Raw genomic sequence first — 12,293 nt, forward strand, 5'->3', positions numbered from 1 at the left:
GCGGGCGATTTTACATTGGAGGATCTGGGCTTCATCTTCGTTCCTTCGTCACTACGACGAAGCCCAGATCCTCCTTAAATCACAACCTCAAATCTGTGCCATTGGTGCTGACGGCGGACACCCGGAGGCCATATCGGCACGGTCGATCGAGCATGACGTGATCGTCTCGCCACCGCGACAATACGCCTGATCGCTGACGGGCTTTGCGCACGGTCACGCGGCGCGCAGTCGTTCTTTACGGTACGGCACCCCGTCGAGCAGCGCCTGTCCCGGCGCCTTCGGCGTGCCGTCACCATTCACGTACATATAAAGCGTCGTGGTCGTCATGCCGAGGCGGCGCGCGACGTCGGCAGCGACCGCGTTGCGATCGGACATCGCGGCCATAGCCATCGCAAGGGTGGCCTTGTCCATCTTGCGCGGACGACCGCCCATCCGTCCCCGCGCGCGTGCCGCGGCAAGTCCTGCCTGCGTCCGCTCGGCGATGAGCTCGCGCTCGAATTCGGCGAACGCTGCGAAGATGCCGAAGGCGAGGCGGCCGTTGGCGGTCGTGGTGTCGATCTGCGCGCCGGCACCCGCCAGCACCTTCAGCCCGATCCCGCGTTCCCGCAGCGCCTCGGCCGTGATGACCAGATGTCTGAGGTCGCGCCCCAAACGATCGAGCTTCCAGAGGACCAGGGTGTTGCCGGGCTGCAGTGCCTTCAGGCACGCCGTCAGGCCGGGGCGAGCGTCGTGCCGACCCGAAGCAAGGTCTTCGTAGATGCGCGAGGGGTCGACGCCTGCGGCGAGCAGCGCGTTCCGCTGCGGAGCCAGCGTTTGCGATCCGTCAGCCTTGGACACCCTCACATAACCAATGAGCATCATTTCCCCGCTAGAAAAGATGCTTGGCACCCTGCAATGTTCCGGTGGTTTCCGCAACGGGTTTTTCGATTGCCAGGGTGCATCGATGAGGCAAAATCGCCGATCACCAGAAAACCGGTCGTTTTTTTGGCGTCCGAACACACCAAAGTGTAGCGTTCGCCCATGTCGATCGGTTCGTGGTTGGGGAAAGGCCGATCGGTAACAGATTCCGAAAATGGCCCTCTTTGCCGCTTGGCGAGACGCGCCATACCCGGGCCGTCTTGCTGACCGTTCCAAAGCGGAAAAAGCACATTTCGCCGTTCAGGCGATAGATTTGGTACGGCAGCTGTTTGGGCGAGCGGATCGACCAGCCAAATTACTTTATACGAGCGGTGATTTGCCGATTACTGCGGTGAGGAGGGTTAATGCTCTTGCACAATGACGAGATACAAGATGTCGACGTGTGCGGCCGCGGTCCGATGCGAATGCACTTATTCCGACCCGCTGGCTTGGGACGCTACTCAGGCGTCCTGATGTTTTCCGAGATTTACCAAGTCACCGCACCTATCCGCCGGTTGGAGGTCACCTTGCTTATCGTGCGGCGCTTGACCCAAGGGCGTCCGCAGTCGCCTGCTTTTATCCGACCAACATTCATTCCGGAACTTTAGGCGAAAGGCGGTCAGACGACAGCCTTGCGCGCATGGTGGATTTGGAAAGCCGAGACCCTGTTCGTCTGGGGGGGGCAAGACCCGCATCTTTCCTACGCCGGCAGGGAAGTGATCCGTGCGCGGCTGGAAGAAGTCGGCGCGCTTTATGAGTGGCACGAAGTCAATGCACAGCACGCGTTCCTTCGTGACGAAGGTCCGCGCTATGATCCCGCGCTTTTTATTCAAGCTATGGCGTTGACCCTTGCTTTATTCCGCCGGGCACTCGCGTGACGTTGACGCGGAGGAACAAAGTAGGGCCAGCACATCAAAAGATCAGTAGCGTATCGATACGTCACTCACTCTCACGCTGCCGCCTGCGGCGTTGAGATGAAGCTCGGTCGAGTTCAAGGGCGCTGTGATCAGTTCCGACAGCGTTGCCGCCCCTCCGTTGACAAACACCTCGATAGAGCCCGCATCGACGAACAAGCTAATTACGGCGGTGCCGCTCGCGAAGTCGCAAGTCGCAGTCCGGTTCTTCCGCCAAGCATCGACATTGGGTGCATCCGGACCGCTCGTATCGCGTTTGACGAAGACGATGTTATCACGAAGCTGAAAACCGACTTGCGTGAAGTACCCTGCGCCGCCGCGCACCGAAAGCCACAGCCCGGTCGGCCAACTGTTTCCTACGCGCGTCAAGGTGAGGTCGATGCGGCTGGCGACTACGCCTGCGTCAGAGGGCCACGCATAATCTGTTCCCTCTGCGACAACTTGGGCGGCTCCGACGATTGTACGGGTGAACGCCTTATTCTGTTCGGCGAGCGGCGTGCTCCACAATCGGGTGATGCCACCCACCCGACGGAGCCGTAGTTGTCGGACGATGCTGAGCTGCCCGCGATATCCGGCACTCGCGGGGAGCTGATTGGCATAGTCCCAATTGCTCATCCACCCGATTGTGTAGGCGCGTGCGAGCGGATCTGCGGCACGAGGGTCCGCCCAGACGACGGCAGCATAAAAGTCGGCTCCGCTGTCGAGCCACTGCCCCGAAGTCGTGTCGGCCTTGAAGGTCGTCCCATCGAAATCGCCTACCCAGTAGTAGGTGCCCACGGTGAAGCCTTGGGCGGTGCCGTTGCCGCCGACGAGCAGCACCCACTTGTCCGAGCTCGTCGCGTCATTCTCGTCGTACACGTGAAGCCGAAAGAGGTGTGAGCATTCCATGATGCCGCCGACCAAGCTCGACAGGAAGCCGCTAGCATAGCTCCAATTCTTCAAGTCGGGCGAGGTGTAGATACCGATCTTGCCCTCTTCCGAAAGAGTGAGCACCCAACGGCGGGTAGGTGCGTGCCAGAAGACCGTCGGGTCGCGGAATGGCTTGTTGCCCGGGTGATTGGGCAGGACGATCGCGTGAAAGGCAAAGGTTGCGCCTTCATCCAGCGAATACCACAAGGCGCAGGATTGGTTCTGCCCGGCGGCATTGTCCGCCGGCATGGTGGCGAGCGCGATGATGGCGCCGGCGCCGAAACCGGCGGTGTTGTTCGTGTCGCGCACGGTGCTGCCCGTCCAGATGTCGCCGAACGCGTTCGTGTTGCGCGGGATCGCCACCCCCCGGTCCTGCCAAGTGACCAGGTCCGTCGAGGTCCAGCGCCGCCACGACGTGCCGCCCTGCGGATAGGTGGGGTTGTAGAGCGCCCATAATGTCCACCCGTCCGTTGTCCGGATCGGACGCTGCGGATCGTTGATCCAGCTGCCGTTTGGAGCAGCTATATGGTATCTCGAGCGCAAGTCCGCTGTGGCTGTGGCTGTGGCTGTGGCTGTGGCTGTGGGGGACGGCGTTGGTATCGGCGTAGGGGGCGCGCTGCCGGTCGGCGCGGCCATGGTCTCTTCGTCTCCACAACCCGCTAGCGGGAAGAACAGCATCGTGCTGCCGAGCAGGCGTAGCGTTGATCGGCGCGAATAAGGCTTTGCGTCCTCCATCATACTCTCCATGATTTTTATGTATAAAAATGCCGCGCCTCGTTGGGCGCGGCATGGAGGGTCGTCACATTTTGAAACGAAGACCCAGGCTGAAGTACCGACCTTCAACGCGAAGGTCGCGACCAAAATACTGGGTTTCGTTGTAATAACGGTAGTTCTTGAACGGCCGGGCCAGGATATTACTTACATTTGCAACGACCGAGATGTTTTTGAATGGATCAAAGCTAGCGGAGAAATCCAACCGCGAAATGGGACGCACTAGCTCGCCCGCATATTGCTCTTCGTTAATATTACGATTGTAGCTCGACACCGAACCCGACCGATAATTGTACGAGATTCGAGCAGAGACACCACCTTTCTCGTAGAAGCCGGTCAGGTTGTAAGCCCATTTTGACAGGCCAGTGATCTGCACCTGCCGATCGCCTTCGCCCAGAGCCTGCGGAAGCTGGTTGGTGCCGTCCAGATAGGTCGCGTTGGCCTGTACGCCGAAGCCGGACAGGAAACCGGGAAGGAAATCGAAGAAGGTCTGCGCGGAAACCTCGATGCCCTTGATCCGACCGTCGCCGGCATTCTCCGGCCGGTTCAGCTGGACGCGCCCGTAGATCGGATCGTTAACGACCTGCGTGTAATAGCCGATAAACCCGTTTAGGTCGCGGTAGAAGGCCGCGACCGAGGCCGAGCCGTTCTTAGAAAAATACCATTCCAGCGTAGCGTCGTAATTCTTCGACGTGAGCGGGCTCAGGTTCGGGTTTCCGCCCGACCCGCTGGCGTCGAACTGCGGCGGCGTGCCGTCAGGGCCAGGGCTATTACGGGTGATGTTTAACGACGGGTTGAGCTGCCCGAAGCCTGGCCGCGTGCGCGTCTGGGTATAGCCCAGCCGCATCTGCCACTGCGGCGAAAAGCGCGCGCGCAGACCGAAGGAGGGCAGCACATCGACGTAATTTTGCTTTACCGTCTGCGGCAGGATCGCGACGGTGCCATCGCTCGCCTGCACCCGGCTGAAACCACTATAGTTGCCGTCAGTGTTGACGATGCGAGCGCCAACAGTTCCGTCAATCCGAACCCCACCTAAGTCGAAGTCGTACTTCCCCTGACCATAGAAGGCGTAGGACGCCTCGCTGGCCGTAAACCCGCCCAGCGGATCATAGGGGATCTCGGCGGCTGCGAACTTCGCGACCGCGTCCCGGATACCTCCATCGTTGGGGAACAGCACCGTTAAACGCTGGACCGACTGATAGGCAAGTTGCCGCAGGGCCTCGCCGTTGTCGCGGATCGCTTCGCGGTTTGGCGCCAGCCAGTTCTGGAAGCGCTGCGGATCGTTCCGGAAACCGTCGGTGATCAGCTCCAAGTCGCCCGTCGGCAGGCTACCGAGCGGCAGGTTGAGGCCGGGCGTATAGGCATAGCGGTTGTTGTTCTGCGACGAGGCATTGCGGTCGCTGGCGCGCAGACCAAACTGGAGGCTGGGCAGCCAGCTCCAGTCGGTCTCAAGGTTAAGGTCGAGCCGACCCTGAACACCATCGCCCTTGGTTACAAAGGCGCGCTGGTAGTAGCCTCGCCAGATATAGTTGGCTGGATCGTTGATGGCGTAGTTGCCGAGGTCGAACACGGCGGAGCCGCGAGCGTCCCAGTCGACGTTGATGGTCGGCGCACTCGCTAGCTGGGCGTCAACGCTGTACTCCGATGCCTGGTACTTGCTGTTCGTGTAGGCAAAGTCGCCCGACAGGGTGGCGCGTCCCGTGCTCCACTTGAAACCAAGAGCACCTTGATACGTGTCAGTGCGGTCGTCCTGGGTAGAACGATAGAACTCGGGCACGTAGCCGCCAGTCTTTGTGAAGCTGGCCGCTTTGTTAGGTTCACCGGGTACCAGCACCACGTTGCTGATCGTCGGAGGAACGCCGTTGGCATCGCGTCGCTCAAAGTTGACATTGAACGCGTCGCGCAAAACTTTTCCGCGATACGCCTGCCATAGTCCTTCGGCGTAGACTTCAAGGTTTGAAGATGGGCGCCATTGGATAGTGCCATTCACAGCCGGACGGTGCCGCACACCTTTCTCGTAGAAGTTGCCGGCGTTCGCAGGGAACGCAAAATTGCCGACACCCGGCGTGGTGACGCGAATGTCGTCGGAGGGGTCGTCCACGCCGAAGCCCTGCGGCGTGATGACCGCGCCATCGGCATAGCGATCAGCATTGCGGTAGGTCGTTCGAACGTAACTGACGTTTACCAGCGCGCCGATCTCCCCGATCGGGGTGTCCCATCGCTTGGTGACAAGCAGGTTGCCGGACGGATCGAACGCCTTTGACTGGTCATTGTAGGAGCCGCGGATCTCGCCCGCAATTTCGGTGTCCTTGACGTCGAAGGGGCGACGAGAGCGGAGGTTCACCAAACCGGCAAGTCCGGGCTCGATCAGGTCGGACGTGCCCGACTTGTAGACCTCGATCCCTGCAGCTACGCCCGCTGGAAAATCCTGAAGGTGAAGCACGCGGTCCTCGGCCGAGAAAAACTCCCGGCCGTTGAACGTCGTGGCGACGTCGGGGAGACCGCGGACCAGGATAACGCCGGCTTCGTCGTTGTATCGTTGTACGGTCACGCCGGTCACACGCGCGATTGCCTCGGCGGCGTTGTTGTCAGGAAGCTTCCCGATATCGTCCGAGACGATGGCGTCGACGATGGAATCCGAGTTCCGCTTGATCTCCTGGGCAGAGCCGAGCGCCGCGCGATAGCCGGTGACGACAATGTCGTTTGTGCTGCTGTTCTCGGGAGCCGCTTCCGCCTGCTGTTGTGCCTCGCTCGTCGGCCCTTCGGGGCTAGGGTCTGTATTCGCGGGCGACTGTGTCGCCCCGGTCTGGTTGGTTGCGGGCGAGACATCCGCCTGTGCGTAAGCTGGTGTAATACCGATCAACGGAACCAGAGCGGTCGATGTCAGCAAGGCGAGCAAAGTCTTCGGCATAAATCCCCTCGTTCATTCCGTTATGTTTTTCGATGCTGGTGATCGGCCAGGATGGCCGGTGTCTCAGCTCGGCGCGACGTCCACGATCCGCGGGGCAGGGGGTGGAGCGGCCGGTCCTTTAGTCATCGCCGCGCCCATGCCTGCCATGGGCCATGTTAGCAGCTTCACACTCGCTGGGCCGCCGCGCGCGGACGCGCTCCAGCGCAGCGGGCCTCCGCCGCGGAAGAAGCGGTCGGTAATGGTACGGGTGCCGTCGCCGACGAACACCTCCACGATCGACTCGTCGGCCAGGATGCGCAGCCGCACCTTGCGGCTTTTCAGGTCGACCGGCGCGACGTGCCGATTGGGGAAGCCGTCGTGGAAGTGGAGGCCCGAGCGGGTACGATCGACGAACACCTCGTCCACACTCGGGTTGACGCCGATCAACGTTTGATAACCCTGGCCGTCGGTGATCGCGAAGGTGACCTGTTCCGCGCGCCCGGCATCAATGTCGGCGACAAGATCGACCGAGCCACCCGCGATCGGCAGTTCGGTTGGCGCATCGGTCAACGATGCGGAAAAGGATCGCGCCTCGCCGCGCAGGGTGTCAACCTCGCGCACTGGTGCCTGCGCAATGCGATAGGTGCCGTCGGTTTTTAGCAGTGACACCGTCCGCGGTACCGTCATCAACCCTCGCGAAGGCCAGGTCGGGATAGCCTCGGCGTAACGCCAGTCGTTCGCCCAACCGATCCAAATCCGGCGCGGGTCGCTCCTCGGAAGATCGTTCCACGATACGGCGGCATAGAAGTCTGCGCCGTAATCCATCCAGCGCGGCTCGGAGCCCCAACCCGGCATGGGCGTAAACCGGTAGCCGTCGAAGTCGCCGACGAAATACTGCCCTCCCGAGCCGCCACCGACGCCGTTGTCACCAAGGTTGATCCCGAGAACCCAACGGCGTTCGCCTGGCGCCCCGCCCTCGACGGGAAGCTCGAACAGGTCGGGACATTCCCAGTTCTTGCCACGTCCGCCGGCCGGCCCGAAGCTGCTGGCAAACGTCCACTGTTTCAGATCGGGAGACGTGAAGATGACGGCGCGGTTTTCCAGCGCCATAACCGCGACCATGACCCAGCGCTTTGTCGCGGCATGCCAGAACACCTTGGGATCGCGAAATTCGGGTGAACCGACGCTCAGTACCTCGCCATGCACCGTCCAAGTGCGGCCCTTGTCGTTGCTGTAGGCGAGATATTGCGACTGCAACTTCGCCTTGGGATTGTGGCCGGTATAGATCGCAATCATTGGCGGCTTGCCGTTCCGGCCGAAACCGCTGCTGTTTGTCCAATCGACCACGGCGCTGCCCGAAAACGCCATCACGTCCGCTGTCTCGGGAATGGCGATCGGCAGTTCCTGCCAGTGAACCAGGTCGCGGCTGACCGCGTGCCCCCAGTTCATGTGCCCCCATCGATCCCCGTGCGGGTTGTACTGGAAGAACAGGTGGTACTCGCCGTCATAATAGACGAGCCCGTTGGGATCGTTCATCCAGTTGCGCGCCGGCGCGAAATGGTAGATTGGGCGTGGATCCGCGCGTTGTGCCGATGCAGCGGGCGAGAGCAGCGCCGACGCCGTGAGAGCGATGATGGCAAACCGTTTCATGCTGCGTCCCTCCGCAGATCCATGTCCTCGAGTGCAATGCCATTGGTTTCGGGCATCACGCGCCACGTCCAGATGAACTGAAGCAGCATCATCGCGCCGAAAAAGGCGAACACCCAGCCGCCCACGGAGCCCGCCACAACGGGGAACAACCACGTGATCGCCGCAGCCATGACCCAGTGCGTGGTGGATCCCAGTGCCTGTCCCTTGCCGCGCACCGCGCTGGGAAACACCTCCGAAATGAACACCCAGATCACAGCACCCTGGCTAATCGCGAAGGCTGCGATGAAGCCGAGCAGGCCGATCAGGATCAGGGTGCCGTCCGGCGACGCGCGCTCGAGCTGCCACCCGACCAGCAGCAGCGCAACACCGCAGACTACCGACCCGACATAGAGGAGCGGTTTGCGGCCGAACCGGTCGATGAAGAAGAACGCCAGAACGGTGAAAAGCAGATTGGTACCGCCGACCGCGACTGACTGTAGCAGGGCGGATTCGGCGCCGGCCCCTGCCAACTCGAAGATGCGTGGCGCATAGTAGAGCAGCGCGTTGATGCCCGAAAGCTGATTAAACATCGCGATGGCGATCGCGCAGGCGACGGGCACCGAATGCGCGGCCTGAAACAATCTGGGTGAGCCGTGCGCCATCTCGCGCCGTTCAGCCATCTCGATCCGGTCGAGTTCGGCGGCAGGGTGGAGAAAACCGAGCCGCCGCATGGTCGAGATCGCCTTCTCGCGCGCGCCTTTGATCGCAAGCCAGCGCGGGCTTTCCGGAAGTGTCAGAGTGACGAATAGGTAGAGTATCGAGGGCACGGCGACGATGCCGAACATCCACCGCCACGCGCGTTCTGGTGGGAGTGCCTGGGCAATGATGTAATTCGACAGGAACGCGATCAGGATGCCGAGCACGATGTTGAGCTGGTTCATCGCTACCAGCCGCCCGCGGAAGCACGCGGGCGCTACCTCCGCGATGTAGATAGGCGTAACGACCGATGCCGCGCCGATCGCGAGGCCGCCGAGAAAGCGGAACGCGATCAGCACCGCCCAACCTGGAGCCACGGCCGTTCCGATCGACGACACGACATACGCCATGGCTACGGACAGCATCACGGCCCGCCGACCGTACCGGTCAGCCGGAGCCCCGGCGATGAGCGATCCGATCACGGTCCCGATCAACGCGGATGACACGGTAAAGCCGAGCGACGCATCGGTCAGGGAGAAATGGGCTTGAAGTGCCTGCGTCGCGCCGGAAATGACCGCCGTATCGAACCCGAACAGGAGGCCACCCAGCGCGGCGCCGGCCGCGCTCAGCACGATCGCGGCAGTTACCTGTGCGTCGGCCGGGTCTCCCGCCTCCTGCTTCGGCAATGGGCTATGCATTGATGGTCTCCGGCCTGGCCTGAAGGTCGCCACGGGATGTCACTGTCCAGTGCATGGGCCATTGCCGGGTGGCGGTCCGGTAGGCGAGTGCCAAGGCACCCGTCAGCCCGGCGGAGGGACCAGCGGAGGGTGCGACGACGTACTCGTCCATGTCGAGGTTGCGCATGCTGGCGTCGTAGCCGGCAAGCTTCGCAAGCAGCGAGCGGCGGACCCGGCCGTACATGGCCGGGTTCTGCATTACGCCCCCGCCAAGGATGATGCGGTCAGGTCTAACGGTGTAGGTCAGGGTTGCGCACAGACCGGCAAGGTAGTCGGCCTCGATGTCCCAACCGGGATGGTCGGGCGACAGCGTCTCGGCAGGCTGACCCCAGCGCGCCTTCATTGCAGGTCCACTGGCAAGACCCTCAAGGCAGTCGCCATGATAGGGGCAGGTGCCTGCGAAGCTTTCGTCCCCCGGGGCGCGAGGGAGACGGATGTGTCCGGTTTCGGGGTGGTTCGCGCCGCCATGCGGCGCACCGTTCACCAGTAACCCGACGCCGATGCCGGTCCCGACCGTCACGTAGCAGAAGGTATCAAGTCCTTGCCCGCTGCCGAACAGCCTTTCGCCTACAGCGGCCGCATTGACGTCCGTATCGAGCGACATCGGTGCGCTAATCGTACGCCGGAGATGGCCAAGCAGGTCGACGTCCTGCCATCCTGGCTTAGGCGTGGAAGTGATCGCGCCATAGTCGGAAGCGACTGGGTTCAACGACAAGGGGCCGAAGCTGCCGACCGCCAATGCGGCAAGTGGTCCGCGCTCGTCGGTGACGGCATCGAAGAACGCGCTCGCAGAGCCGAGCGTCTCAGCTGGTGTCGTCGTCGGTATCCGAATTTCGTCGAGGACTGTCCCGTCGTGATCTGCAACCGCGCACAGAACCTTCGTCCCGCCAGCCTCTATACCACCTAATAGAATGTCGTCGTGCATTCACAGTCCCGCGACAAGAAAAGGCTGGCGGCGGGATCGTCGATCAACCACCGCCAGCAGGGGGGAGCCAGATTACCAGCTCGCAGGAAACAACGGGACAGCGGCGCAGCCCCGACGAGAGGTCTGCGAAATTAGGTGCAAAGCAGGTGAAGCCATTTTCATTACATCTCTCCCTTGTGCGCGTCGCGCCTTCGCGATCACGGCACTAAATCTACTCCTGTGATTTAGTGAGTCAAGCGATCAAATTGATCGACGAAGCTGGCTGCTCGTATACGGCTTTAAGCCTCAGGAGAGCGCTTGAAGAGCGCGCCAAGGTCAGGTGTGAAACTGGCGTGGAATGGAAGGAGTCCCGCACCGACCGCAGCAACGGGCTGTCCGAGCGTTCCGCGGCGGATTGAGGGCAGGAAAAAGTCGGGAGGCACATCGCGGCTTAGACGGCGCTTCAACGCAATCTCAACCAGCTGGACTATTTCTGTTGAGGCTCCATCGATCAAAACCGCTTCCAGATCCAAGAGGCTGTTGGCGCCGATTACGGCGAAACCGAGAGCGTCTGCGCATCGATCTGCCCAAGCGGTCATGGCCTCCGATCCAGGGTTCGGTTCCAAAGAATAAAGTGAGGCATGGTGGATGAGGGAATCGCTCCCGCCTCGTGCGCATACCGGCATCGACGCGAGTGCTCCGGCATTACCATGGCGGCCTTGTATCAAGCGGCCGCCAAGCACCAACCCGCCCCCCACGAAAGTTCCAAGATTGACGTATAGAAAGTCTTGAAGATCGATACCAGCTCCGCAAAGCAGCTGCGCGAGTGCTGCTGCATTGCCGTCGTTCTCGAAGAATAATGGCCAGGGAATACCTGCACTAAGTCGATCAGCAACGTCCTCGTGTCGCCATTCGCTTGCCTGATCTTCCGAAATCTCCAGTTCGTCACGCCATTCTCCGAGGAACCAAGGCATGGCGATGCCCACACCCATCAGGCTCTCAGCAGCTGGTATCGGCAGGACAGACAATTCTTCGCTCAGAAAGCGATTGGTCTCCTCGACCACGATGTCGATCGTCGGAAAGGCGCTCGGCACTTGCCGCATCGCCTTCCTTTGCCCGTCAAAGTCGAGCAGCACGAGAGTCAGGCCGGCTCGCCCCACCTCCACCCCGACGGTATAACCTCGCTCGCCGTTGATCCGATAAACAATGGCTGGCTGACCCATCCCACCTGTACGGCGACCAGCCTGCACGAGGAAACCGTCCTCCTCTAGTTGGTCGACGATTCTTACGACGGCTTGAGGTGACAGCGCAGTTAACCTCGCAAGTTCGGCCTTCGAAGCGCCGACGGATCGGCGTACGGCCGAGAGGATGAGGCGCTCATTGTAGCGCCGCATTCCGCTCGCGTTGGTTCCTCTGCGAGCGCTGTGCATGCGAGCCGTGCTTCCCTTCAATTTTTAAGGCTTGCATATGCAATAGCTTGCGTAGGCACCAGCCTGCCGATTGCGCTTGGGTGCATGCCAACCCGCCTTTGTCCCACCTTACCTCTGCCATTCGGGGCCACGTACGTACCCAACAAAATTGCTCGTTTGCGTTGGCAAGACCAAAATGGCGGATCTGAGCAGCCCCCATCGGGTGGTCCGGATTGTTAGTTAGTGCATTGTCGTCTCCGCCGCCATTGCCGGTCGGAGGTGGAGCGAAGCGGAGCCGGAGACCGGCAATGGCGGTGTCGCCGCTTCCGGAGCCGGTGGTCGGTAGCCGAGGCTGCTGTGCGGCCGGACGGTGTTGTAGTGGCGCCGCCAAGCCTCGATCAGGACCTTGGCCTCGGCGAGGCTGTAGAAGATTTCGCCATTTAGGAGCTCGTCTCGCAGGGAGCCGTTGAAGCTTTCGTTGTAGCCGTTCTCCCATGGTGAGCCCGGTGCGATGTAGAGCGTCTTCACGCCGATCTG

General features: G+C 61.5%; 10 protein-coding genes. 2 read left to right on the top strand and 8 right to left on the bottom strand.

Features of this window, described 5'->3' with window-relative positions; genetic code table 11:
* Nucleotides 1-190: hypothetical protein (locus MHZ35_RS16865; protein ID WP_239436702.1), on the top strand; the 190-nt coding region annotated here is incomplete at its 5' end.
* A gap of 23 nt (nucleotides 191-213) precedes the next feature.
* On the opposite strand, the gene MHZ35_RS16870 is transcribed toward MHZ35_RS16865, so the two are convergent.
* Nucleotides 214-858 carry a recombinase family protein gene (locus MHZ35_RS16870; protein ID WP_239436711.1) on the bottom strand — a complete coding sequence of 215 codons (645 nt, stop codon included), beginning with the start codon at nucleotides 856-858 and terminating at the stop codon, nucleotides 214-216.
* Between the two features lie 671 nt (nucleotides 859-1,529).
* On the opposite strand from MHZ35_RS16870, the gene MHZ35_RS16875 reads away from it, so the two are divergent.
* Nucleotides 1,530-1,775, top strand: coding sequence for a dienelactone hydrolase family protein (locus MHZ35_RS16875; protein ID WP_239436703.1), 246 nt, complete (start codon nucleotides 1,530-1,532; stop codon nucleotides 1,773-1,775).
* A 42-nt stretch (nucleotides 1,776-1,817) separates the two neighbouring features.
* On the opposite strand, the gene MHZ35_RS16880 is transcribed toward MHZ35_RS16875, so the two are convergent.
* The 7 genes from MHZ35_RS16880 to MHZ35_RS16910 form a co-directional block, all read right to left on the bottom strand.
* Entirely contained in the window at nucleotides 1,818-3,455 is a 1,638-nt protein-coding gene (locus MHZ35_RS16880; RefSeq protein WP_239436704.1) for a GH32 C-terminal domain-containing protein, read from the bottom strand.
* A gap of 64 nt (nucleotides 3,456-3,519) precedes the next feature.
* Entirely contained in the window at nucleotides 3,520-6,402 is a 2,883-nt protein-coding gene (locus tag MHZ35_RS16885; RefSeq protein ID WP_239436705.1) for a TonB-dependent receptor, read from the bottom strand.
* Nucleotides 6,403-6,465: 63 nt separating this feature from the next.
* Nucleotides 6,466-8,031: a glycoside hydrolase family 32 protein gene (locus tag MHZ35_RS16890; RefSeq protein ID WP_239436706.1), complete on the bottom strand. Its 1,566-nt coding sequence runs from the start codon at nucleotides 8,029-8,031 to the stop codon at nucleotides 6,466-6,468.
* Entirely contained in the window at nucleotides 8,028-9,392 is a 1,365-nt protein-coding gene (locus MHZ35_RS16895; RefSeq protein WP_239436707.1) for a sugar porter family MFS transporter, read from the bottom strand. Before MHZ35_RS16895 ends, MHZ35_RS16890 begins: the two co-directional genes overlap by 4 nt.
* 4 nt (nucleotides 9,393-9,396) lie before the next feature.
* Nucleotides 9,397-10,368: an ROK family protein gene (locus MHZ35_RS16900; protein ID WP_239436708.1), complete on the bottom strand. Its 972-nt coding sequence runs from the start codon at nucleotides 10,366-10,368 to the stop codon at nucleotides 9,397-9,399.
* Nucleotides 10,369-10,646: 278 nt separating this feature from the next.
* Nucleotides 10,647-11,741, bottom strand: coding sequence for an ROK family transcriptional regulator (locus MHZ35_RS16905; RefSeq protein ID WP_239436709.1), 1,095 nt, complete (start codon nucleotides 11,739-11,741; stop codon nucleotides 10,647-10,649).
* 255 nt (nucleotides 11,742-11,996) lie between these two features.
* Nucleotides 11,997-12,293 (bottom strand): integrase core domain-containing protein (locus MHZ35_RS16910; RefSeq protein ID WP_239436710.1); only part of this gene is annotated, 297 nt, incomplete at its 5' end.

The organism is Sphingomonas sp. ACRSK, assembly GCF_022346685.1.
Classification (GTDB): Bacteria; Pseudomonadota; Alphaproteobacteria; order Sphingomonadales; family Sphingomonadaceae; genus Sphingomonas; species Sphingomonas molluscorum.

What these genes read in the sequence shown, in the direction of transcription:
- MHZ35_RS16870 (WP_239436711.1), bottom strand. Translation starts at nt 858, where the DNA reads ATGCTCATTGGTTATGTGAGGGTGTCCAAGGCTGACGGATCGCAAACG.
- MHZ35_RS16880 (WP_239436704.1), bottom strand. Translation starts at nt 3,455, where the DNA reads ATGGAGGACGCAAAGCCTTATTCGCGCCGATCAACGCTACGCCTGCTC.
- MHZ35_RS16885 (WP_239436705.1), bottom strand. Translation starts at nt 6,402, where the DNA reads ATGCCGAAGACTTTGCTCGCCTTGCTGACATCGACCGCTCTGGTTCCG.
- MHZ35_RS16890 (WP_239436706.1), bottom strand. Translation starts at nt 8,031, where the DNA reads ATGAAACGGTTTGCCATCATCGCTCTCACGGCGTCGGCGCTGCTCTCG.
- MHZ35_RS16900 (WP_239436708.1), bottom strand. Translation starts at nt 10,368, where the DNA reads ATGCACGACGACATTCTATTAGGTGGTATAGAGGCTGGCGGGACGAAG.
- MHZ35_RS16905 (WP_239436709.1), bottom strand. Translation starts at nt 11,741, where the DNA reads ATGCGGCGCTACAATGAGCGCCTCATCCTCTCGGCCGTACGCCGATCC.